The sequence below is a fragment of the Hyphomicrobium sp. genome (assembly GCF_047600905.1).
Taxonomy (GTDB): domain Bacteria; phylum Pseudomonadota; class Alphaproteobacteria; order Rhizobiales; family Hyphomicrobiaceae; genus Hyphomicrobium_B.
Map to the genome: position 1 here is coordinate 495,618 of NZ_JASGKD010000001.1, position 21,312 is coordinate 516,929.

The window sequence follows — 21,312 nt, forward strand, 5'->3', positions numbered from 1 at the left end:
TGAGGCAGAAAGAACATTTACGGGAAGGACCGGGACGCGCCGATGTTCAAAAAAATACTCATTGCCAACCGCGGAGAAATCGCGTGCCGCGTCATGAAGACCGCCCGGAAGATGGGCATCAAGACGGTTGCGGTCTATTCGGACGCTGATCGGGACGCGCTCCATGTCGAGATGGCGGATGAGGCCGTCTACATCGGACCGTCGCCCGCGGCTGAATCTTACCTTGTGATGGATAAGATCATCGAGGCCTGCAAGGCGACCGGAGCCGAGGCGGTTCATCCGGGTTACGGCTTTCTGTCCGAGCGCGAGGCTTTTCCACTGGCGCTGCAGAAGAACGGCATCGTCTTCATCGGACCGAACGCCAAGGCAATCGCCGCCATGGGCGATAAGATCGAAAGCAAAAAGGCGGCGGCGGCGGCCAAGGTCTCGACCGTTCCGGGATACATGGGCGAAATCAGCGACGCCAAGCATGCGGTCAAGATCGCCGACGAGATCGGCTACCCCGTCATGATCAAGGCGTCGGCCGGCGGCGGCGGCAAGGGCATGCGCATCGCCTACAACGCCAAAGAGGCGGCTGAAGGTTTCGAGCTTGCCCGTTCCGAAGCCAAGTCATCGTTCGGTGACGATCGTTGTTTCGTCGAAAAGTTCATCGAGAATCCCCGGCATATCGAAATCCAAGTTTTGGGCGATAAGCACGGCAACGTCGTTTATCTCGGCGAGCGCGAGTGCTCCATTCAGCGCCGTAACCAGAAAGTCCTCGAGGAAGCGCCGTCGCCCCTGCTCGACGAAAAGACCCGCAAAGCCATGGGCGAGCAGTCCGTCGCACTGGCAAAGGCCGTCGGTTATGACAGCGCAGGCACGGTCGAGTTCGTCGCTGGTCAGGATCGCTCTTTCTATTTCCTCGAAATGAACACCCGCCTACAGGTCGAACACCCGGTGACGGAGCTCGTGACGGGAATCGACCTCGTCGAGCAGATGATCCGCGTCGCGGCCGGCGAGAAGCTGCCGTTCAAGCAGTCCGACATAAAGCTCAAGGGGTGGGCGGTCGAAAGCCGCGTCTACGCCGAAGATCCGTTCCGGAACTTCCTGCCGTCGATCGGCCGGTTGGTAAAATACCGGCCGCCGGCCGAGGGCACCAAGGATGGTGTGACCGTTCGCAACGATACGGGCGTGTTCGAGGGCGGCGAGATCTCGATGTATTACGATCCGATGATCGCCAAGCTCGTCACCCATGCGCCGAGTCGGTTGGAAGCGATCGACGCGCAGTCGATTGCGCTCGATGCCTTTTATATCGATGGCATTCAGCACAATGTGCCCTTCGTTTCGGCTGTCATGCAGCATCCCCGCTGGCGCGAGGGCAATCTTTCGACCGGCTTCATCAAAGAAGAGTTCCCCGACGGGTTCGTTCCACGGGAGCCACAAGGCGAGCATTTGATCACTTTGGCGGCGGTGGCAGGCGCCATCGACCATCTCAGCAATTCGCGCCGGCGTGATATTACGCATCAGATGTCGGGGCATGGCGTCAGCTTTGCCAAGCGCCGTGTGGTCAAGATCGGCTCGGCGACCGTCGAGATCGAAGCTCTCGGCGCCATCCCAGGGCCGTATTACGTGTCGATTCTCGATAAGGACGGCCATCCGAGCAAGACGATGGAGATCACCTCGGAGTGGTGGCCGGGCGAGCCGGTTTGGATCGGAACCGTCGATGCCGCCGACGTCGCCGTCCAAGTTCGCCCGATTCCGAATGGAATGACGCTGTCTTACCGCGGCATTCAGGCGCCGACCTACGTTTATACGCAGCGCGAGGCTGAACTTGCGGCGCTTATGCCCGTGAAAGTCCCCGCAGATATGTCGAAATTCCTGCTTTGCCCCATGCCCGGGCTCGTCAAGGCGGTAAACGTCAGCGAGGGTCAGGACGTCAAGGCGGGTGACAACCTGGCCGTAGTCGAAGCCATGAAGATGGAAAATATCCTGAAGGCGGAGCGCGACGGCAAGGTAAAGAAGGTTGCCGCGAAACCTGGCGACAGCCTCGCCGTCGACGCCGTGATCATCGAATTCGCTTGAGAAGAAGGCTGCGAGCGGCGCTTGAATAAGGCGCCCCGGTTTTGAATCGGCTTCAGCCGAGCTTCGCCGCCGCTCGCATCAGACCTCGAAGAATCGGTTCATAAGCCTCTTCGTTCCGGGTCTCCGGATAGACCATATAGACCGGATACACGAATTTCCGGGCGCGTTTTGGCTCTCTCACCCGCCCTCTGCTGATCAATCCCCGAACCATGCGCGCTGGAAAATATCCGGAGCATTCGTTCGCGAGAAGATAATCGAGCCCCATTGGACCAAGATCGAGACTGAGCGCGGGGTTTGCGTGCTCGGGAAATGCGGCAGCGTGGTCCTGGATGAAATCGGCTCCCCAATCGACCAAGAGATAATCGTTAACTCCGCGTCGTGCCGTCGGCTTCGCCGAGGAGACAAGCACGAACTCTTCATCAAAAAGGTGCTCGATCGTGAGGCCGGGCGGCGGTGAAGGACGATACATTATGGCGAGATCGAGCGTTCCTTCGATGAGTCGCTGGTTCAATACATTCGAGCTTCCGGCGGTCGCAGACACGGCGATTCCCGGGATCTGCAGCCTCAATCCGGCCGCCCATTTCAGCAAAAATCCGCTCCACATGCTCAGCGGCGCGCCGACCGAGATGTGCTCGGGGTGCTGATCGGCGAGGGAAACCTGCAGCTGGGCTTGCTGCCAGACGCGAACCATCGCGAGAGCATGCTTTTGAAAGAGCTCGCCGGCACCGGTCAACTCGGCGCCCGCCTTCGATCGCGTAAAGAGCGGGCGTCCCAGGAGATCTTCGAGGCCCTTGATGCGTGCCGAAACGGTCGATTGGGTGATGTTGAGCTTGCGAGCGGTGTCGACGAAGCTACCCGTCTCAGCGACGACGAGGAATGTCCGAGCGAGATTGACGTCCATCCGTTGAGATCCTCATCGACGACGTGAATACTCATCTATCGAAATTTTCGATATCACCAAACATCAAATTTCGTTTGTGCATCGACTTGAATTTCATCAATGTCGCAAATGACCCGACTTCGAGTCAGGTCGACAGACGTGTTCTGTCAACGATCAAACGGAAGGACGATCTAAAATGGCTAAAGCTGCAAAGAAAGCCGCCAAGAAGGCTCCTGCCAAGAAGGCAGCGAAGAAGAAGAAGTAATGACTTTCTGCCGCGATCGCAGGAGCGGCCGTTTCGACCTTCGGGTTATGGCGGCTGGCGCGATCGCAGTTCTTCTTACGACCTCGGCGGCTTCGGCTGCCACGATTACCAACCGCGGTGACAAAGAGGTCAAGCTCACCATCACCGAGGACACGTCCGTCCAGGATGAGGTTCTCCCAGTAGGTAAGGTGATTGGCGGGGTCTGTCAGAAGAGCTGTATCATCCGCCTCAGCGACAATGCGAGTGACGAGTACGAACTTGATGGTTCGGACAGCGTCTCTGTCGAAGGGGGTTTTCTCTACTACGATTCGCCCGTGAATGGGGGTGCGCCGCCGGTTGGCAGCACCTCAGAAGAGCGGGAAAGACATTGAGGTAGAGAGAAGATTGCGGCATCGGTAATCAGGCGTCTGCATCCCAACAGGATGCGGGCGCCTTTTCTTTTTGGCGTGCTTTCAGCGCTGGTCGGTCCCTGCCTCGAGGCCCAGGGACTGGGCATCGATCTGTCTTGTGGGTCCGAAAATCTGTTGAAAACTAGAGCGGAGCGCGACGTCGACGTCATACATCGACACCGGCAAGCCCAAGTCGGCCAAGCTCGTCACCCCGTGATCCCGAATCCCACAGGGCACGATGCCCTGGAACTGAGAAAGGTCCGGATCGACGTTGAGGGCAACGCCGTGACTGGACACCCAGCGACTGACGCGGAGGCCGATGGCCGCGATCTTGTCCTCGACGTCGTTGCCTCTCGACGAGCGTCGAACCCAGATGCCCACGCGATCTTTGCGGATTTCGCCTTTGACGTTGAATTCCGAGAGAGCCTTGATCAGCCACAATTCGAGCCGGGTGATGAAGTCGCGAATGTCCCGGCCGCGCGCTTCCAAATCGAGCATCACATAGGCAACGCGCTGCCCGGGCCCATGAAAGGTAAACTGGCCGCCGCGTGCGGTGCGAAACACGGGCAGGCCATTCGGATTGAAAAGGTCCTCATTTTTAGCGCTCGTACCGGCGGTATAGAGCGGAGGGTGCTCCAACAGCCAGACGAGCTCGCGGGCGCTTCCCTCGCGAATCGCGAGGGTGCGGCGCTTCATGACTTCCAGCGCCAGGTCGTAATCTACGTATTCGTTACTGATGGCCCAATCGACAGGGGTCTGCGCGGCGACGATCGGTGTTTTGGATGGCTGCGCTGTCACTTTTGATCATCTTCGAATTGAGAATGGCGCATCTATCGGCGGGTCGGCCGGAGGTATCCGTGACCTTGCGACATCTTATGCGCCCTGGGCCATATATAGAGCGAGTCCCGCCGTTTGCGGCTCGCAACGAGGACCGGCCAAACTGCCGCTTGCGTTCGGGGAAGGGCTCTGATACGTCGGCGTCTTCGCGGATTTGGGCAGCGCCAAGCGCCCCCGTGATCTCCAGATCTTAGGGTCTGAACTGCGGTTGTGGCGGAATTGGTAGACGCACTACCTTGAGGTGGTAGCGCTGGAAACGGCGTGGAGGTTCGAGTCCTCTCAACCGCACCACTCGAAATCGCTCGCTGAGCGTCTCCATTGCTTTGGAGGCCGGCGCGGCTGACGAGACAAGCCATCGTTTCGGACCGAGCGCGTACGGACGGATATCATCCTCCGGCGCCCCGGTCGTCGAACGGAGCGCAGTCGCAAGGGAACGCGACCGGCCTAGTTGGACGTGGCTCAGGTTCGCTGTTCCTGCCGCCAGCGAAGCGGCGTGTTCCCAGAGATCTTTTTGAAGATAGTCGTGAAATGCGCCTGCGTCTGGAAGCCGACGCTGAGCGCGATTTCAACCAGCGGCTCCGCCGTCGTCAGCAGCAGGTGCTGGGCATGTTCGATGCGTTTATGTAGCACGTATTCGTGCGGGCGCATGGATGTCGCCACCTTGAACTGGCTCGCAAAATACATCCGGCTCATGCCCGCGGCGGCGGCGAGGTCGGACAGGGTCAGAGGTTCCGCGATGTTGGCGTCAACATATTCTACGACGCGCTTCAGACGCCATTTCGGAAGCGCCGAGGGCGGTTTGCGCTCGGTCTGCTTGGGCTTTGCCTCGGCGGTGACCGGCAGTCCGAAGAGGTTCGCCACGATTGCGAGCCGCCTTTCACCCTCCGCATGGCGATCCAGTTTCTCCGGGTTGACGCCCGCTTCGACGAGCGCTTTGGCCAGACGCTCCAACACGCCCGATTGAGCGGCTCGACGGCTGCCGACATGTTCGAGAGACACATCGACGTGCGGATAGGACGCCGTGCTGGTCTGGACGTTTTCGGCCAATTGGAGCGACATCGCGGAGACCTTCCCAGTTCTTGGAGCCTAAGACCGCGCCGGTGATTTCGATCAATGCGATCGGTGGCTGTCGGCGTTGATTGGGAAGGTATGGAAGCGAGCCGCGGTGCTCCATTCTACGAGCGGTTTCGGAGCTACTGCATCAGATTGGTCAGGACATACTTTAGTATGGTCGCACCGGGGGGCGGGCTTCGCAGCGCGCAAAGCGGCGCATTACAAACCAGCGTATAATTTAAAACTGCGGTGAGAAGCGGCAATTGTACTTCGGGCTTCGGGTTCAATCGGAGCTGAAATCCGGGAAGGACCGCCGAAGGTGTCGCGAAATCTGACCATCAGCATCATCGATGACGATGAGCCGGTTCGAGCGGCGATCGAAAATCTCGTCAGGTCTCTCGGATTTGGGGCGACGACCTTTGCTTCAGCGGAGGAGTTTTTGAACTCTTCGGGAATGAAAGAAACGTCGTGCGTCATTACGGACGTCAACATGCCGGGCATGACCGGGATCGAATTGCAATCGCATTTGATAGCGCACGGTTTCGATCTGCCGATGATTTTCATTACAGCATATCCAGAAGAGCGGACCCGTCAGCGGGTCGATGCTGCCGGTGCGGTCGGCTTTCTGAGCAAACCGTTCGATGGAGGGGCCATGGTCCGATGCATCGATAAAGCCCTTCGACGATCGGATGATCCGGCTGAGCGCTAACCGGTTTCGCTGCCATCTCAAACCACCGTGAAATGTAAAAAACGGCAGCAGATCCTTGCGATCCGCTGCCGTTCGCGCATTGCGCCCTGAATTCCGATCAGCCTTGGCTGGTCGGAACGGCGACGAAACGATCGCCCTGGGCGGTCTTCAGCTGCATCAAGACTGCGCGTTTGCTGGCCTTCTTCGCATCCTTCAGAGCCTGCTTCACGTCGGCCGGGCCGGAGACGGACTTGCCGCCGACCGAGAGGATGACGTCGCCCTGCTGAATGCCCTTCTCGGCCGCGGCGCCTTCGGGGTCGACATTCATGACGACGGCGCCGTGCGTGCCCGCGCCTTCAACCTGATCGGCGGGTGCCAACGTCATTCCAAGCTTGAAATCGCTCTCGGCGTTGTCGTTGTTCGACGCCATCTTGCCGTCAGGGTAGCGTCCGACGTCGAGATCAAGACTGCGCCGTTCGCCATTTCGGATATAGGCGATCTTGATCTGCTGACCCGGAGCGATTGCGGCAATCGTGCGGGCGAGATCGCGGCCGTCTTTGATCTCATGATCATTGACGGAGACAATCACGTCTTGCGACTTCAGACCTGCCGCTGCGGCTGGCCCGCCGTCCTGCGGCTCGTCGACGAGGGCACCCTTTGCCTCCTTGAGGCCGAGGCTATCGGCGATATCGGCGGTCACGGGCTGGATCGAAACGCCAATCCAGCCGCGGGTGACGTGACCCGAATCCCGAAGCTGATTAGAGACGTAACGCACCGTTTCGGCTGGAATATCGAAGGCAATGCCGACGGATCCACCCGACGGCGAGAAGATCGCGGTGTTCACGCCGACGACTTCGCCGTTCTGGTTGAAGGTCGGGCCGCCGGAGTTGCCCTTGTTGATGGGCGCGTCGATCTGGATGAAGTCGTCATAGGGGCCTGAGCCGATATCGCGGCCGTTCGCCGAAACGATACCCGCAGTGACGGTGCCGCCGAGGCCGAACGGATTGCCCATCGCCACGACCCAGTCGCCGATGCGAGGCGATTTCTCGGCCAGGCGGACGAACGGGAAATCGCTCGAACCTTCGACCTTCAGGAGGGCCAGATCGGTTTTTGGGTCGGTGCCGGCGACCTTTGCCTTATAGCGCTTGCCGTCGGTGGTCATGATCTCGACGCTCTTGGCGTGATCGACGACGTGATTGTTCGTGATCAGGTAGCCGTCGGCCGAAATAAAGAAGCCCGAACCCTGCGCTTGCATCAGATGCGGCTGTTGGTGACCACCCTGATCCTGCGACTGCGGTCCGAATTGGAAGGGCAGGCCTTGGAACGGATTTGCGCCCTGCTCCTGGGAATCGGCGACCTCGTCGACCTGCTCGGCCTTCACGAACACAGACACAACTGCCGGCTTCACGCGCTCCACCAGACCGGCGAAGCTCGGTACCGCCTGCTGCGGTGCGTCGGACGTGCTAAGGTCGGCCACCCGATTCATTAGAGAGTTGGCCGTGGGTTTGTCGTTTGCCAAAACCGCGCCGGCGCTAAGGACAGCGATAATTGCGGCGTAGGCGGCCAATTTGGCCTTGTGGTTAGCAATCACGCGTCCGCCACTCGAATATTGCAGCGCGTTCATCTTGGTCTCGTCCATCATTTTGTTCCTGAGTCTTCGGTGCAGGACAGTGCATTGCACAGCGCCACACCCGGCTGGGGGTGATGGCAATTTGCCGAAGCCAAGCTTTCCGGAATCCGTCCAACGGCTTAAAAAATAGAAAGCAAAAGTCCTAATTCATTTGTCGCGATTGTCCGCCCCGGATGCACTGTCTATCGTGCGATTGGAAAATTCGGGTATCGTTTGAGAAAGAAAACGATCCACGAAGGCCACTAGCCTCAGACGAATATAGGCACTGTCCGGCACAAGCGGACGCTTCAGGAGTGATGGCCATGGGACAACGTTTCTATTCGCGAAATGCGTCCGACGCCGAGATCACCCGACCGGCGTATATGGATGTCGACGACGCAGCCGCGGTCTATCCGGACCACGACATCGTTACGCGACACTTCGAAGGGGCGTTGACGATCGGCGATTTCGTCAGCGCCTTGGCGGAGGGCGCCGAAGGCCACGGCGGCTTGCCCACGTATCTACGGATTACAATGCGCGGAGATGCGACCAAGCTGAGGAAGTTGATGGCCGACAAAATCTCGCGGCGGCAATCGAAACAGACGGCGCATTGAATGGCCGGTTGCAGCCGGAACGGGGTCTAAGCGGACGTTTACCGCGTTCCTGCATCGGCTGGCGGTTTATTCGCCAATTTGATCTATTTCATCGGCGCAGATGTTGCGGAGCCCGATAAAGGGCATGATCAACCCGGTGGAGTGAGCCCAATGTCCGATCTCGTTGTCATCGTTTATCCGAGTGAGGCGAAAGCCGAGGAAATGCGCACGAAGCTGTTTCAGCTTCAAAAAGAGTATCTGATCGAAATCGGCGATGCCGTGATCGCGGTCAAGCACGAAGACGGCAAGGTGAAGCTTAATCAGCTCCTCAACACGACGGCGGCCGGTGCGATCTCCGGAGGGTTCTGGGGCACGCTCGTCGGCATGATATTCCTGATGCCGCTTCTGGGAGCGGCGGTCGGTGCCGCCTCGGGTGCGCTCGGAGGCGCGCTGGCAGACTACGGCATCAACGACGATTTCATGAAGGATCTGTCGTCGAGCCTGCAGCCAGGAAGCGCGGCACTGTTCGTCGAAATCAAAAAGATGACGGAAGACAAGGTGCTCGAAGCGATCAAGGGGACGGGTGGCGTCGTCCTCAAAACATCTCTCGATCATACGAAAGAGCAGGCACTCCGCGATGCGATTGCTATCCATGCGCCATCTGTGACAGCGCCGACGCCGGCCTCTTGAATTTCTTCTTGAATGCAAAAGCGCCGTCGGGAGGATTTCCGACGGCGCTGTTTTTTCCGTTGAGCGATGGACGCGCGCCTAGTTGAAGATGCTCCAGGGCGATGTGTCTTGTTTCGCCTTCGTGCCTTTCCGTGCCTTCGTTTCAGGAACTTTCACCGGCGCACCATCATCGGAAACACCATCGACTATCGTCGGCTTCGTCGCGACCTTCCTGTAGTGAACGCCGGTCTTGCGGCGGGTTCCGGTCGGAGACGTGGAAGCAAGTTCAGGGCCTGGAGCGGACGCCATGGGCCAAACGATTGAGCGCGACACTATCGGGTTTGCCGCTTTGGCCGCAGCCTTGGCGGCAAGCGCCTTCTCTGCCGCTGCATCGTAAGAGGCCAGCGTTTCGACAGACGTCTTGGGCACGAAGTGGACGACCTTGTAGTTGCGGTCGTGAAGTTCCTTCAGCAGGTCGGCGAGCTGCGCTGCGGTCCAGGAGTGAATGTCGTGCATCAGGATGATGCCCTTCTTCTGCCTGGAGAGCTGGGAGAGAATGTTCTGCTCGACCACTTTGGGGCTGCGTGTCCGGTAATCCTTGGAGTCGATATCGATCCAGATCGCGCCGATGTTGCGGGATTTCAGATACGCTTCCGTCTGCTTGGTCGCGTTGAGGTAGGGAAAGCGGAAAAAAGGTGCGACGGGCGTGCCTTTGGCTTTCGAGACCGTCGAAACCGCGGCTTCGATTTCCTGCTGCGCTTTCTGCAGCGAGATGGCATGAATGTTCTTGTGCGACCATGTGTGCGTTCCGACGGTGTGACCGGCGGCCGCGACTTCTTTCACGAGATCGGGATCGGCGAGCGCCATCTGACCGACCATGAAGAACGTCGCCTTCGTGCATTGGTCGGCGAGGGCCTTGAGAATAGGTCTTGTAACCGATTTCATCGGGCCGTCGTCGAAGGTCAAAACGACTTCGCCATCGTTGAGCAAGTGTTTGGCGCTGGCACCTTCGCCGCCAACTTCGACGCCGCCGGTGGTGTCGATTTCGACGACACGCGATACGCCGAGCTTTGTGCTGTCGCCATCGCAGGCGTCCGCTTTAACGGCGGCGCCGGGCTCGATTTCGGCGACAACCGGATCACGCGATGCGAGCGCCAGAAGCGACGCAACAGCCAGGATATAAACGGAAACGTGCCGCATCTTTCTCACTTCGTGCCGGGAGCCGAGCCGGACTTTTACGGACGCGAACATGAATGATCAAGCAACGGCGATTTTGGCCGACAGATCCTTTCCGCGCTGTTACTGAAGTGCCGCGTTCCGCTTACCCTTTCGTAAGATGAAATATGAAGCAATGATTACAGATGCGACGACCGGGAGTCCGCTATTGCTCGGCATGAGTTCGTTTTCGCGATCGCGGGTGCGGCGAGTTGTGCATCGGGCGGCGGTCGAAGCGTGAAATTCGGAGGTCTATGATCGATGGTTAGCGTCAGGCCGGTCGCGGCGGACGACAAGGAAGCATGGCTGAAGCTCTTCCGGGATTATGTCGCCTTCTATAAGGCGAGCGTTCCGGAAGAGGTCATCGGGCAGACGTGGCATCGCCTTCTCAACGGAGATGACAATATGCGGGCGCTGATCGCCGTTGACGATAGCGGAAAGGCTGTCGGGATCGCAGCACTCGTGTTCCATCGCTCAACGTGGTCGCCGACTTGGTATTGCTATCTCGAGGATCTGTTCGTTGCGGGCGAGGCGCGGGGGCATGGCGTCGGCAAGGCGCTGATCGAGGCGACATATGCGGAGGCCGATCGGCGTGGCGCGACCCGGACATACTGGGCAACGCAAGAGAGCAACGCGACGGCGCGCGAACTCTATGATCGGATCGGGACGCTGACGGATTTCCTACAGTATCGCCGCTGACACCTCGTCAGGCGAGATTGGTGATGTGGTCGAAAAGCTCGACCGCTTGCGGGTAGGCTCCCAAGATCTGAGACATCTCACCCGACAATTCGCGAAGGCGCGTCTTTTGAGAAATCGTCGGAGTTCCCGCGCGCATCAACAACTCAAGCTCCGAGAGTCGTTGTTCGAGATGCTGCGTGCCCGTTTGGCGCGCATAGAAACGGTGCATCTCGACAATGGCTGGCAGCACGCCGCTGTAATCGACAAAGCTTTCAGGCTGCGCCGGGTTAGGGGCGGCATTGCCATTCAGAGACGAGGACAACGTCGGCTGAACGCGTTGTCCCGGACGTGAGGGCGGATTGGTACTTTCTCCGGCCATCGGCCGCGGCCGGCCCGCGGACATTTGGCCTCCACGTTCGGAGGCCCCGGTTCCTGGACGGTTCGTTTGGTTCGGGAGTTGCTGGCCATGATCGGGACCGGGGGAAGGAAGCGCTGCCGGAGGTCCGGAGCCGGCGAGATTTTCGATCTGACCGCGATCAAAGTTGATGTTGAAGGTCATCGAGTCGTCGCCGCGGTTGATTTTCTCCGTCAGCAGCGTGCGAACTTCTTCGAGGATCGTGCGATCCGGCGCAGTGAAGCGTGACAGCACGCCATCGGAAGATGAGATCAAAAGGTAATGGGTTTTATCGTCTGGCCGCAGCGCGAGACCGGCGAAAACGACAGCGAGAAAGCCAAGCACGACGGTGGCGCCCGTCGGGGCCAACGGGCCCCAGGTAAAGTCGGGCCGCATCGATCCAAGAGCCATCAGAACAAAGAGAAGCGTCAGGAGCCAATAGATCGCGGTCGGCCTGTGAGCGACGTGCGTGCCGGTGCTGACGGTTGCTATGTTAGCAATCGCAATCGTGCGTGTCGGCGTCGAAAGTACCCGCCGATCGATGCGAAGCGAACCGAAGGTTTTGGTGGCCGCCGCGCTTTCTTTGATCCGTCCTGAAAACACCATCTAGAACCCGCTTGTAGGACTACGGAAATAGTCCGAGCGGAAACATAATGGATGCAGCAAGGAAACAGAAGCCTTGCGCGAAAGTCACACACGCCTATCAGCTGGCGGGGACATCAAGCTTTTTTGTCAAATCTTCGAATTCCCTACGCAACTCGTCATTTTTGAAGAGCTGGTCGAAGCTCGGCGCTTCGAGCTTCTGGATGGCCTCGAACGAGGTCGAGCTTTCGCGAATCAAATTGCGGAGCTGCACGCTGGCTTCGACGGTTTCGTAGGTGTTGTCGGCGATCTTCAGGTCATGCGTCGCCTTGAGGCGCGCGTTGGCGATCTGCTCGCGCTGCTGCTGCAGATACCGGCGATACGCCTTCGCGGCTTCGTCGGCGACTTTCTGACTGTCGCGATTGGATTCAAGGGCGCGCTGTTGGTCAGGGCGATTGTTGGCCTTGAGCAGATCGGCAGTGCGTCCGCGTGCGGCGGCGATATCGGCGATGATGGCATCGAGCTTCGGGAGATATTGCGTATCGATCTTGGCGATGGTCGCGTCCTGAGCCTGGACCAGCATCGCGAACAGCGCGGCGTGCATCGCGAAGTAACGACGAGCGGCTTCCATGTTGTCGCCGGTCGCGCCGATCAGCTTGGCAAGCTGGCCATCGATCAGCTTCGCGGCATTGAAAACGGCGACGAGGCGGACGAGATCGCCGGAAAGCACGCTGTCGAGCAGGAGATCGACCTGCTCCTGGGAAAGTTCGACGCCCGCCGCTTTCAACGACGCGGCAATCTCGGCTTTCGAGCTTTTGATTTCCGCCTGGTTGGCCGCGATGCGCTTGTTGTTTTCGTTAATCTGATCCTGAAGCGATGAGATCGTATCAGTCAAAATGCCCGGGAACGTCGCGTCCTTCGGCGCAAGGAGTTGTTTCTCCTTCAGCTTGACGTTGGCGTCATCGAGGTCGTGGATGTTGTGGCGAAGAAGTTCGACCCGCTTCTGGACTTCCACGACGGGAGAGTTCGTGACGATGCCGAGGGCGGCGTCGAGAAGGTTGCGCACCTTGACGTTGCGATCTTCGCGCGTCTCCTTCCAGAAAGGAGGGATGATGTAATCGTCGCGACTCGGCAGCTTTTCCGAGCCGGCGCGCGTGTCGGCTGCGTCGCGCAAGATCGTATCGATAGCGGCCATCAGCGATTTGGCCTGCTCGTATTGAGGGTCGCCGTCGCGCGGATCGGCGATCGCCGCCTTGGCCGCTTTCTCCTCGGGGGTCGGCTCGGCAGGCTTCTTGGTCGGGTCGAGCGCATTCGCGTTGCCTGTTTCGGCTGTCTTGCCCTCGACCGATTTCAGCCAATCGGCGATGGCGTCGCGCTTCGAGGCTTGCGCATGGGCGCCGCCGGAAAATCCGATCAGTATAAGAAGTGCAAGGTACAGGGCCGCTGTGGGCCGCCGCTCAACCGACATGGGCGCCTCCGGCGCGACAATGGCGATGAAAAATCCGGCAAATCAATGGTGCGATCGTGTCGTGGCCTATGCAATCTATGGCCAGGACAGGTTATCGTGAGGTTAGCGAGCGGCTGCGGCGCGGATCAGGCGGCGAAAGTCTTCGTCGATGCTTCGGACGTCATCGAGGACGAGCATTTCCGCGAACGGCGGCGCGTTTTTGTTGACGGCTTCGGCCGGTAGGCTCCGCTTGGAGCCGGCGAGTCCGAAGTTGGCGAAAAGTCGTAGTTTTTTAGGTCCCGGATGGAGTGCTGCGAACGGCTTCGGCGCCGACATCGTCACGAGTGCGCCGGTGGCCGCAAACTCGGTTGCCGGGACGGCACGGCCGACTTCGCGCAGGATGTGCTCGGCCAAGGGTCGCAAACCTTTGGCTTCGGTCAGAAGAGTTTGGATATCGCCGCTCGTCTGCGGTTTGGCGCTCTGTGAAGCTTTAATGAGTGGCCGCATACGAGCGGGTGGCTCTTCGTCGATGTCTGCCGGTCTTCTTGGACGGTTCGGTGCACGTGGATCGCTGCGGGTGTCGTCGGCGTAGATGAGACGACCGCCATTATGGTGGATGCGCTCGAGCCAGGACGCCCAGGCGAACTGAAAGCCCTGATGGCGCAGCCAGTCGATGATGTCGTTGCGCTCCGTATGGCCGCTGTCAGCGATCGCCGTCATCCATTGTGCGAGGTCGCGGCCGGTGTCTTCGGCGAGACCGGCAACAAATTCGCGTTCTTTTTCGGCATAAGCGGAGTTCATGGCGATCTGATATCAGATCCAGCGCCGCGAGCGAGCCTTGTAAGCCAGATATTCCTCGCCGAATGCCGCTTCGAGATGGCGTTCTTCGGGAATGATCTGCAGGACCGAGACGAGGATGCCAAAGAGAAGGGCGGCCGCCACGAACCAAACCGATTTGGTGATCTCTGCTCCGAAGAGGAGCAAAAGCGCCTCGCCCAGATAAATTGGATTTCTGAAACGGATGTACGGCCCGGTCGTGACCAGCTTCGTTGACGCCCTGTGCGGCAGGTAGGTTGTTCGATTGCCGACGAGCGTGGCGAAACCGGAGACGATCAACGCAAGTCCGAGAATGCCGAATGCGATGCCAATCCAATGGGCCGGACCGTCGTCGAGGCCGGGCCATGGAAGCGGGAGGAAGACGGTCAGTCCCCACGCAATCGCGAGGGTTGAAACAAACAGGACCGGCGGCCAGGGAAAGGAGGCTGCTGGTGGGGTCAAGGGTTCGGAAGTCTCGTCGGTCATCGGGCGATATTATAGCCAAACGCTCCAATGGTCAGCCGCGAGGCCTAGGCCGTGGCGATCTGCGCGCCAAGTTTAGTGGGCTGGCGAGGTGGCCGAAACTTTGGGCTTTTTGGGTGCCGGCACGGTCGGAGCCGGTGTGTCGTCGACGCCCTTCTTCTGGAGTTCAGCGTCGAGATCGTAGCTTTTGCAGCCTTTGGCGACGAGCATTTGATTGTAATCATGAAGCTTCTTGATATCGGCTTCGTAATCACCTTGCGGGTCGACGCCGTGCGACAGATTCCCGAATGTCGCTGCGAGGCCGGTCTGAAGTCCTCGTGACAATAGGGTTGATTGGCCGCGCTCGTTGAATCCGCGAAGTTCCATGATACTGATCTGCATGCGGCCCGAGATCTGCTTGCAGGACAGTTTGTTATCGGGGGTGTCCGGCTTCTTTTTCTTGGCTTCTGCGGCCGACGGCAGCGCGACCGTCAGACAAACAAGAAAAGATAGTACAGCAGTTCGCATGACAACTCGCTAAACGGGTTGAGCTTGAACCCGATATCATTTCCGGGGCGGTCTCAAGGCAAACTCCAGGTACTTGGGGGTTGCGCCTTGGCGTTGACGAACTTTCACTTGTCGTGTTGCTTCGCAGCCCGATTTTCGCTCTTCTTGCCGCTTCATCAAAGACGGGTCGCTCAGATGTCATATTTGCTAAGGGGACTTGCGTTTCTCGCTGCCTTGATCGCGAGCGGGGCGGCATCGGCGCAAGAGGACTTTCCAAAGCACTTTGTCTGCGATTTCAACCAGGGCTATGCGTGGACCTATGACGCCGGGAAATATAAAGCGGCGCCGCCTGCTGATCTTGCGTTCGAAATTTCGGCCATTGATCTCGACCGGCAAACGGCATCTCTCATTCTGGAGGGAAAGCCTGCCAATGGCCTCAAGATCGTGCGAGCCATCAATGCCAACCACTTTATCGAAGTGGTCAACGAGGGATTTTTGAACCTCACCACGATCTATGATCGGGATCCGGCGACCGGCAAATATCCCGCTGTGCATTCGCGGCATTTCGGACTCTTCGGACAGCCGGTTTTTGCGCAATATGCCGGAACGTGCGTTCCTAAATCCTGAGGTGTGGATGGCCGAGTTGCGCGCGCTGCGGCGCTGAGGCAAAACGCTCATTATGACATTGCATCTCGTCAAGCTCTGTGTCGGTGTGTCGGCGGTCGATGAACTCGCGGCCTGGCAAACAGAGCACCGACGGCGCAAGAGCCGAGACGGCATCGATTGTGCCTATCACCGGACCTTTCAAACGCCAAAACGACAGGCCGAGCTTCTGGACGGAGGCTCGATCTATTGGGTCATCCGCGGCGTCATCCTCGTTCGGCAGAAGCTTATCGGATTTGAAGAGGGTGCAAGGGACGATGGTTCGGCCTGTTGTAACCTTATGTTCGATCCCGCTTTGGTCTTGGTTCGGCCGACACCGAGGCGCGCGTTCCAGGGGTGGCGGTATCTCGACGCGGCCGATGCGCCACCGGATCTAAAATCGGGTAAGAAGGGCCAGGTCGCCGCGATGCCTGCCGCGATGCGCAAAAAGCTCGCCGACCTTGGATTGATTTGAACGCGAACTCGCCCGAGCGCCTGCATGTCCCGCCCACCCTTTACGCCAACGATCGCGGCTTTGCCGAAAATCGTACCTTTTGTCGGTCCTGAAGCCATGGAGCGGGCGCGGGGTCGGCCGTTTCGTGCCCGCCTCGGGGCCAATGAAAGTGTTTTCGGAGCGTCGCCTAAAGCCGTCGCCGTGATGCGTGATGCGGCGGCGGAAAACTGGAAATACTCGGACCCCGAAAATCACGATCTGCGCGAGGCAATTGCCGCGCACCATGGCGTACCGGCCGACTGCGTCGTCGTCGGCGAAGGGATCGATGGATTGCTCGGTCTGACGTGCACGCTGTTTCTCACACCAGGCAGCGAGGTTGTGACGACCGACGGCGCTTATCCAACCTTCAACTTTCACGTCATGGCGCATGGTGGCCGACTGCATGCTATCCCTATGCGCGATTTCCGCGAAGACATTCCGCGCCTGATTGATACTGCTGCCGCGACCTCAGCGAGGCTCGTCTACGTTTCAAATCCGAACAGCCCGATGGGAACGTGGTGGACGGGAGAGCAGATCAACGAATTCATAGCGGCGCTGCCATCCGAAACGTTGCTGATCCTCGATGAAGCCTATTGCGAAACTGCTCCCGCCGGGACGGCTCCCGCAATCGATGTTTCCAATCCGCAGGTCGTCCGGTATCGGACTTTTTCGAAAGCCTATGGTCTTGCCGGAGCCCGCATCGGTTATGCGATCGGCGAACGCGGTACGATCGAGGCGTTCGATAAGATCCGCAATCACTACGGGATCAATCGAGTCGGCCAGCTCGGGGCCCGGGCGGCTCTCCTCGATCGAGACTATCTGAGACAAGCCGTTTCGCAAATTTCGGCATCGAGGCATCGAATTGCAGCGATCGCAGCGGAAAATGGCCTTAAACCCCTACCGTCGGCTGCAAGTTTCGTTGCCATCGATTGCGGTGCCGACGGGGCCTTTGCCTCGAACGTTCTGCAAGGCTTACTCGAGCGAGATGTTTTCGTGCGCAAACCGGTTGCAAAGGGCTTGGAGCAATTTATTCGGGTATCATGCGGACGAGATCAGGATCTCGATATTTTCGCCGAAGCGCTGGCGGACGTGCTGGCGCGCGTCCAGGCATGACGAGTTCCAGCACAGCTTAAGTCAGCTTCCGTTGCGAGGACTTTTCTTCGCCGGCTTAGGCTTCTTGGCGGCCTCTGCCTGGATTCCTGAGACGATGTTCGTGATGGCGGCGTCGAACACGTCCTCATCGCGGAGGCGCGTCAAAATCGGCAGAAGCTTTTTGGTGAGAGGCAAACCTTCCTGCCGTTCGATATTGCCGATATCGTCAGCAGTTGGCTTGCTCAGTAAACCGCCGATTTCTCCCGAGCACACGCCGAGGATGGCAGCGTAGGTCGCAAAACCCAATGCCGGGATGTCGTTTTCCGGTACGCCTGCATCGTAGAGCGCCTGATGCCATTCCTCGGCCACCTGCAGGTCCCTTGGTCCGGTCGTCCAGAAACGCAACAGCAGCGCGAATGCGTTTGGATAGCGCTTCGCGATTTTTCGGTAGCTGTTCGCCATCGCGATGAAGCGATCCTGCCAAGGAAGGCTTCGCTTCGGAGCCTCAACCTCGTCTTGGAGGCGATCCGCGATTGCGCGCTCCAGACCCTCCTTCGAGCCGAAACGATAGCTCAGGGTGGCGACATCGCAGCCGATCGCCCGTGCGGCACAACGAAGACTGAAGCCCTCCAAGCCAGCGCGCTCGATTTCAAAGAGCGCCGCCTGAACGAGTTCGGCCGGGATGAGGCCTCTTTGTCCTCGAGTGTGTCGTGTTTCCATCAGTGTTGAAATGTCGCTTGCGGCTGGCGAAGTCAAGCGATATTCCAACGGTGTTGAAATAAGGGAAACACATGGCCGCCGTTGCAGAACGAGAGTTCAGCGCCCGCGATAGGTTCTTAAGCCTCGCCGCGATCATGTCGACGGCGTTCGGTGTCGGCATTTCATTCGGCATCGGCTTTCCGCTGACGGCGCTGACCTTCGAAATGTGGGACCAGCCGAAGTGGATGATCGGTTTGGCCGGAGCGGTTCCGGGCCTAGCAGTTCTGTTGACGTTGCCGATCGCGCCGCGTGTGATTGCTTGGTGCGGGCCGGTCGCGGCGATCATGTCGGGCTGTATGATCGGGTCGCTTGGCTTTCTGGCGCTTGGAATTTTTCAGTCGCCGTGGGCGTGGATTGCCATTCGGCTTTTGATGAGCGCCGGATTTGCAGTTCCCTGGCTGGCGGGTGAAACCTGGATCAACTCGGTTTCGTTGCACGAGACGCGCGGCAGAGTCATTGCAATTTATGCCATTTCGTTTTTTTCCGGCTATGCGATCGGTCCAGTCTTTCTTCAAGTTCTCGGGCTTGTGGGGTCGGCGCCGTTCCTTGCCGGCGCCTTGCTGACCGCAGCGTCTGGATTGCCGATCATCTTCGGCCGCCGGCTTGCGCCCCCCTTTACTCATACCGGAGGGGCAGACCGGATCCTGTCGGCATTCGCTATCGTGCCATCGGCAATGGTTTCGGCGTTTATCGGCGGCTTTTCCGAAATCACGATCCTATCGCTCATTCCCAACGTGGCTCTTGCGGCAGGCTGGTCGGAGACGCCGGCACTTGGACTTCTGACGATCACGACCATCGGCGGCGTCGTGCTCCAGTTTCCGCTCGGCTGGCTGTCCGACAAAATGTCCAGGTTTGTTTTGACGACCAGTTCGATAGGCCTGTTCATGCTGCTCGCCCTGGCATTGCCGTGGGTCTTGGAAAGCACGGTCGCGTCGGTGGTGACGTGTTTTCTCATTGGCGGCGTTATTTTGGGATTTTATTCGTTGGGGCTTGCGGACGTCGGGCAGCGCGTCAAGGCGGGCGATCTGGCAGCCGTTAACGCCGCCTATATCATCATGTACCAGGGGGGATCTCTGGTGGGTCCGGCCTGCGCCGGGATCGCGATGACCGACCGCCCGGTGCAAGGCTTCGTGGCAATCGTCATCATCACGATGGCACTTGCGGCACTGGCCCTAGCTTGGATCGAAATCCGGGCCCGCCGGCGCGCTATGGGGGATTGAGGGCGGCGCTCCCGAGCATGGTTAATCGTTTATTTGCGTCCCGGCGCTAGCCTCATGCAAGCTTCGGTGCTGTTGCCATGCGGGTTCGCTTCGATGTTCGTGCGATCAGTTCTGTCCTTTTTCTCCGTTCTTGCTTTTGGGATCATGGCTGCGGCCGCGGCTTTCGCGCTGACGCCATGGCTATCGCAGCACGTTCCCGACAGCGTTCGCTCGTTGACCGAAGGCCTGCAATTTGAATCCTTGGCGATCGGCCTGGGGCTCGGCCTGACGCTCGGCGCCGTCGGCCGCTGCAACTGGTCGGACATTCCGCGCCGGATCGTGACGTGGTTCCTCGTTCGCGAGCAGAAGTTCTTCTATTACTCGCTGATCGCGGTGTGCGCTGGCGTATTGGTCTTCTATTGATGCCCAAATAAATAGAGGCGGCCATGGGCCGCCTCCGATCATCGTCAAGCCGAGCTTCGCCCTTAGACCGAGTAGTACATGTCATACTCGATCGGGTGCGGGGTCATCTCGTAGCGCATGTTTTCTTCCATGCGCAGCGCGATGTAGGCGTCGATCATGTCGTCATTCATGACGCCGCCGGCCTTCAGGAAGTCGCGGTCCTTGTCGAGGCTGTCGAGGGCCTCGCGGAGAGAGCCGGAAACCGTCGGGATCTGCGCCAACTCGGCCGGCGGCAGATCATAAAGGTTCTTGTCCATGGCAGGGCCGGGATCGATCTTGTTCTGAATGCCGTCGAGGCCCGCCATCAGCATCGCGGTGAAGGCGAAGTAAGGATTGGCGCCGGGATCCGGGAAGCGGATCTCGATGCGCTTGGCCTTGGGGCTCGTCACGTGCGGGATACGGCACGAGGCGGAGCGGTTGCGCGCCGAGTAGGCGAGCAGCACGGGCGCCTCAAAGCCCGGCACCAAGCGCTTGTAGGAGTTCGTCAGCGGATTGGTGAAGGCATTGATGGCTTTCGCGTGCTTGAGAATTCCGCCGATGTAGTTGAGGCACATCTGCGAAAGGTCGGCATACTTGTCACCCGCGAACATCGGCTGGCCACCCTTCCAGATCGACTGGTGGACGTGCATGCCCGAGCCGTTATCGCCGAAGATCGGTTTCGGCATGAACGTCGCCGTTTTGCCGTACGCCTGCGCCACGTTGTGCACCACATACTTATAGATCTGCATGTGGTCGGCCATCGTGATCATCGGGCCGAATTTGACGCCGAGTTCGTGCTGGGCTGCGGCGACTTCGTGATGGTGCTTTTCGACGGTGACGCCCATTTCCGAGAGAACGGACAGCATCTCCGATCGAATATCCTGCGCGCTGTCGACCGGCGGCACAGGAAAGTAGCCGCCCTTGACGCGCGGCCGGTGGCCGAGGTTGCCCGATTCCACGATCGAGCCCGAGTTCGAGGGCAACTCGCTCGAATCGACCTGATAGCCGACCGAGTACATGTCGGCCGTGAAGCGGACGTCATCGAAAATGAAGAATTCGGCTTCCGGTCCGAAGTAGACTTTGTCGCCGATGCCGAGTGACATCATGTAGGCTTCGGCCTTCTTGGCGATCGAGCGGGGATCGCGCTCGTAGGGCTGGCCGGTCGATGGCTCGAGAACATCGCAGAAAATGGCGACGGTCGTCTGTGCGAAGAACGGATCGACATGGGCCGTCGACGGATCCGGCATCAGTGTCATGTCGGAAGCTTCGATCGATTTCCACCCGGCGATCGAAGAACCGTCGAAGGCATAGCCATCAGCGAATACGCCTTCGTCAACGCAGCTGACGTCGGCCGTCACATGCTGCATCTTGCCTTTCGTGTCCGTGAAACGGAAATCCACGAACTTGGCTTCCTTGTCCTTGATGAACTTCAGGACGTCATGTGCATTTTTCATAGACACTCCCATGTCTAGGCATTGTTGGATTTCACGCGTGCCGGTTCGTTGAGCTCAAAGGCCCGGATTGGCGTGTTTGTGTTTTTA

23 protein-coding genes and 1 tRNA gene are annotated in these 21,312 nt (G+C 59.1%); 12 read left to right on the top strand and 12 right to left on the bottom strand.

What is annotated here, in order from left to right; translation table 11 throughout:
• Positions 1-42 precede the first annotated feature (42 nt).
• A complete protein-coding gene (locus QM780_RS02505; protein ID WP_415068904.1) occupies positions 43-2,061 on the top strand; it encodes an acetyl-CoA carboxylase biotin carboxylase subunit in 2,019 nt (672 codons plus the stop codon).
• 52 nt (positions 2,062-2,113) lie between these two features.
• Here QM780_RS02505 and QM780_RS02510 read toward each other — a convergent pair whose 3' ends face one another.
• Entirely contained in the window at positions 2,114-2,962 is an 849-nt protein-coding gene (locus QM780_RS02510) for a LysR family transcriptional regulator (RefSeq protein WP_415068905.1), read from the bottom strand.
• A gap of 243 nt (positions 2,963-3,205) precedes the next feature.
• Here QM780_RS02510 and QM780_RS02515 point away from each other — a divergent pair, with 243 nt between their 5' ends.
• On the top strand, positions 3,206-3,577 hold the full coding sequence (locus QM780_RS02515; protein ID WP_415068906.1) for a hypothetical protein: 372 nt from the start codon (positions 3,206-3,208) through the stop codon (positions 3,575-3,577).
• A gap of 81 nt (positions 3,578-3,658) precedes the next feature.
• Here the strand turns inward: QM780_RS02515 and lipB are convergent, their stop codons facing one another.
• Positions 3,659-4,393, bottom strand: a complete 735-nt coding sequence (gene lipB / locus QM780_RS02520; RefSeq protein WP_415068907.1) for a lipoyl(octanoyl) transferase LipB — start codon at positions 4,391-4,393, stop codon at positions 3,659-3,661.
• 243 nt (positions 4,394-4,636) lie between these two features.
• On the opposite strand from lipB, the gene QM780_RS02525 reads away from it, so the two are divergent.
• Positions 4,637-4,723: transfer RNA gene (locus tag QM780_RS02525), tRNA-Leu, on the top strand.
• A 168-nt stretch (positions 4,724-4,891) separates the two neighbouring features.
• On the opposite strand, the gene QM780_RS02530 is transcribed toward QM780_RS02525, so the two are convergent.
• Positions 4,892-5,491: a helix-turn-helix domain-containing protein gene (locus QM780_RS02530; protein WP_415068908.1), complete on the bottom strand. Its 600-nt coding sequence runs from the start codon at positions 5,489-5,491 to the stop codon at positions 4,892-4,894.
• Between the two features lie 313 nt (positions 5,492-5,804).
• On the opposite strand from QM780_RS02530, the gene QM780_RS02535 reads away from it, so the two are divergent.
• Positions 5,805-6,194 carry a response regulator transcription factor gene (locus QM780_RS02535; RefSeq protein WP_415068909.1) on the top strand — a complete coding sequence of 130 codons (390 nt, stop codon included), beginning with the start codon at positions 5,805-5,807 and terminating at the stop codon, positions 6,192-6,194.
• Between the two features lie 97 nt (positions 6,195-6,291).
• Here QM780_RS02535 and QM780_RS02540 read toward each other — a convergent pair whose 3' ends face one another.
• Positions 6,292-7,815 (bottom strand): Do family serine endopeptidase, encoded by a 1,524-nt coding sequence (locus QM780_RS02540; RefSeq protein WP_415068910.1) that lies wholly within the window; start codon positions 7,813-7,815, stop codon positions 6,292-6,294.
• Positions 7,816-8,105: 290 nt separating this feature from the next.
• On the opposite strand from QM780_RS02540, the gene QM780_RS02545 reads away from it, so the two are divergent.
• Complete coding sequence (locus QM780_RS02545) at positions 8,106-8,396, top strand: hypothetical protein (RefSeq protein ID WP_415068911.1); 291 nt, start codon at positions 8,106-8,108, stop codon at positions 8,394-8,396.
• A gap of 150 nt (positions 8,397-8,546) precedes the next feature.
• Positions 8,547-9,065: a DUF1269 domain-containing protein gene (locus QM780_RS02550; RefSeq protein ID WP_415068912.1), complete on the top strand. Its 519-nt coding sequence runs from the start codon at positions 8,547-8,549 to the stop codon at positions 9,063-9,065.
• Positions 9,066-9,143: 78 nt separating this feature from the next.
• On the opposite strand, the gene QM780_RS02555 is transcribed toward QM780_RS02550, so the two are convergent.
• Positions 9,144-10,244 carry a polysaccharide deacetylase family protein gene (locus tag QM780_RS02555; protein ID WP_415068913.1) on the bottom strand — a complete coding sequence of 367 codons (1,101 nt, stop codon included), beginning with the start codon at positions 10,242-10,244 and terminating at the stop codon, positions 9,144-9,146.
• A gap of 276 nt (positions 10,245-10,520) precedes the next feature.
• On the opposite strand from QM780_RS02555, the gene QM780_RS02560 reads away from it, so the two are divergent.
• Positions 10,521-10,958, top strand: coding sequence for a GNAT family N-acetyltransferase (locus QM780_RS02560; protein WP_415068914.1), 438 nt, complete (start codon positions 10,521-10,523; stop codon positions 10,956-10,958).
• Positions 10,959-10,965: 7 nt separating this feature from the next.
• Here QM780_RS02560 and QM780_RS02565 read toward each other — a convergent pair whose 3' ends face one another.
• The 5 genes from QM780_RS02565 to QM780_RS02585 form a co-directional block, all read right to left on the bottom strand.
• The gene (locus tag QM780_RS02565) at positions 10,966-11,937 is read right to left on the bottom strand and encodes a DUF6232 family protein (RefSeq protein WP_415068915.1); all 972 of its coding nucleotides are present in this window, start codon (positions 11,935-11,937) and stop codon (positions 10,966-10,968) included.
• A gap of 97 nt (positions 11,938-12,034) precedes the next feature.
• Positions 12,035-13,381, bottom strand: coding sequence for a hypothetical protein (locus QM780_RS02570; protein ID WP_415068916.1), 1,347 nt, complete (start codon positions 13,379-13,381; stop codon positions 12,035-12,037).
• Between the two features lie 102 nt (positions 13,382-13,483).
• Positions 13,484-14,161: a hypothetical protein gene (locus tag QM780_RS02575; RefSeq protein WP_415068917.1), complete on the bottom strand. Its 678-nt coding sequence runs from the start codon at positions 14,159-14,161 to the stop codon at positions 13,484-13,486.
• 12 nt (positions 14,162-14,173) lie between these two features.
• A complete protein-coding gene (locus QM780_RS02580) occupies positions 14,174-14,638 on the bottom strand; it encodes a methyltransferase family protein (RefSeq protein ID WP_415068918.1) in 465 nt (154 codons plus the stop codon).
• A 96-nt stretch (positions 14,639-14,734) separates the two neighbouring features.
• Complete coding sequence (locus QM780_RS02585) at positions 14,735-15,166, bottom strand: hypothetical protein (RefSeq protein ID WP_415068919.1); 432 nt, start codon at positions 15,164-15,166, stop codon at positions 14,735-14,737.
• A 174-nt stretch (positions 15,167-15,340) separates the two neighbouring features.
• On the opposite strand from QM780_RS02585, the gene QM780_RS02590 reads away from it, so the two are divergent.
• From QM780_RS02590 to QM780_RS02600, 3 genes are read left to right on the top strand one after another with little or no spacing between them, the layout of a single operon-like run.
• On the top strand, positions 15,341-15,772 hold the full coding sequence (locus tag QM780_RS02590) for a hypothetical protein (RefSeq protein WP_415068920.1): 432 nt from the start codon (positions 15,341-15,343) through the stop codon (positions 15,770-15,772).
• 52 nt (positions 15,773-15,824) lie between these two features.
• Positions 15,825-16,262: a DUF1489 family protein gene (locus QM780_RS02595; RefSeq protein ID WP_415068921.1), complete on the top strand. Its 438-nt coding sequence runs from the start codon at positions 15,825-15,827 to the stop codon at positions 16,260-16,262.
• A 24-nt stretch (positions 16,263-16,286) separates the two neighbouring features.
• The gene (locus tag QM780_RS02600; RefSeq protein ID WP_415068922.1) at positions 16,287-17,393 is read left to right on the top strand and encodes a pyridoxal phosphate-dependent aminotransferase; all 1,107 of its coding nucleotides are present in this window, start codon (positions 16,287-16,289) and stop codon (positions 17,391-17,393) included.
• Between the two features lie 21 nt (positions 17,394-17,414).
• On the opposite strand, the gene QM780_RS02605 is transcribed toward QM780_RS02600, so the two are convergent.
• Positions 17,415-18,128 carry a TetR/AcrR family transcriptional regulator gene (locus QM780_RS02605; protein WP_415068923.1) on the bottom strand — a complete coding sequence of 238 codons (714 nt, stop codon included), beginning with the start codon at positions 18,126-18,128 and terminating at the stop codon, positions 17,415-17,417.
• Between the two features lie 35 nt (positions 18,129-18,163).
• On the opposite strand from QM780_RS02605, the gene QM780_RS02610 reads away from it, so the two are divergent.
• Positions 18,164-19,351, top strand: coding sequence for an MFS transporter (locus QM780_RS02610; RefSeq protein ID WP_415068924.1), 1,188 nt, complete (start codon positions 18,164-18,166; stop codon positions 19,349-19,351).
• Between the two features lie 93 nt (positions 19,352-19,444).
• On the top strand, positions 19,445-19,753 hold the full coding sequence (locus QM780_RS02615) for a hypothetical protein (RefSeq protein WP_415068925.1): 309 nt from the start codon (positions 19,445-19,447) through the stop codon (positions 19,751-19,753).
• 62 nt (positions 19,754-19,815) lie between these two features.
• Here QM780_RS02615 and glnA read toward each other — a convergent pair whose 3' ends face one another.
• The gene (gene glnA / locus QM780_RS02620; protein ID WP_415068926.1) at positions 19,816-21,225 is read right to left on the bottom strand and encodes a type I glutamate--ammonia ligase; all 1,410 of its coding nucleotides are present in this window, start codon (positions 21,223-21,225) and stop codon (positions 19,816-19,818) included.
• Positions 21,226-21,312 lie beyond the last annotated feature (87 nt).

Bases quoted from the DNA above. Each gene is read 5' to 3' on its own strand.
- QM780_RS02600 (WP_415068922.1), top strand. From the start codon at position 16,287: ATGTCCCGCCCACCCTTTACGCCAACGATCGCGGCTTTGCCGAAAATC.
- QM780_RS02560 (WP_415068914.1), top strand. From the start codon at position 10,521: ATGGTTAGCGTCAGGCCGGTCGCGGCGGACGACAAGGAAGCATGGCTG.
- QM780_RS02555 (WP_415068913.1), bottom strand. From the start codon at position 10,244: ATGCGGCACGTTTCCGTTTATATCCTGGCTGTTGCGTCGCTTCTGGCG.
- QM780_RS02595 (WP_415068921.1), top strand. From the start codon at position 15,825: ATGACATTGCATCTCGTCAAGCTCTGTGTCGGTGTGTCGGCGGTCGAT.
- QM780_RS02575 (WP_415068917.1), bottom strand. From the start codon at position 14,161: ATGAACTCCGCTTATGCCGAAAAAGAACGCGAATTTGTTGCCGGTCTC.
- QM780_RS02510 (WP_415068905.1), bottom strand. From the start codon at position 2,962: ATGGACGTCAATCTCGCTCGGACATTCCTCGTCGTCGCTGAGACGGGT.
- QM780_RS02505 (WP_415068904.1), top strand. From the start codon at position 43: ATGTTCAAAAAAATACTCATTGCCAACCGCGGAGAAATCGCGTGCCGC.
- QM780_RS02550 (WP_415068912.1), top strand. From the start codon at position 8,547: ATGTCCGATCTCGTTGTCATCGTTTATCCGAGTGAGGCGAAAGCCGAG.
- QM780_RS02545 (WP_415068911.1), top strand. From the start codon at position 8,106: ATGGGACAACGTTTCTATTCGCGAAATGCGTCCGACGCCGAGATCACC.
- QM780_RS02530 (WP_415068908.1), bottom strand. From the start codon at position 5,491: ATGTCGCTCCAATTGGCCGAAAACGTCCAGACCAGCACGGCGTCCTAT.
- QM780_RS02585 (WP_415068919.1), bottom strand. From the start codon at position 15,166: ATGCGAACTGCTGTACTATCTTTTCTTGTTTGTCTGACGGTCGCGCTG.
- QM780_RS02515 (WP_415068906.1), top strand. From the start codon at position 3,206: ATGACTTTCTGCCGCGATCGCAGGAGCGGCCGTTTCGACCTTCGGGTT.
- QM780_RS02610 (WP_415068924.1), top strand. From the start codon at position 18,164: ATGGCCGCCGTTGCAGAACGAGAGTTCAGCGCCCGCGATAGGTTCTTA.
- glnA (WP_415068926.1), bottom strand. From the start codon at position 21,225: ATGAAAAATGCACATGACGTCCTGAAGTTCATCAAGGACAAGGAAGCC.
- QM780_RS02570 (WP_415068916.1), bottom strand. From the start codon at position 13,381: ATGTCGGTTGAGCGGCGGCCCACAGCGGCCCTGTACCTTGCACTTCTT.
- QM780_RS02565 (WP_415068915.1), bottom strand. From the start codon at position 11,937: ATGGTGTTTTCAGGACGGATCAAAGAAAGCGCGGCGGCCACCAAAACC.
- QM780_RS02590 (WP_415068920.1), top strand. From the start codon at position 15,341: ATGTCATATTTGCTAAGGGGACTTGCGTTTCTCGCTGCCTTGATCGCG.
- QM780_RS02615 (WP_415068925.1), top strand. From the start codon at position 19,445: ATGTTCGTGCGATCAGTTCTGTCCTTTTTCTCCGTTCTTGCTTTTGGG.
- QM780_RS02540 (WP_415068910.1), bottom strand. From the start codon at position 7,815: ATGATGGACGAGACCAAGATGAACGCGCTGCAATATTCGAGTGGCGGA.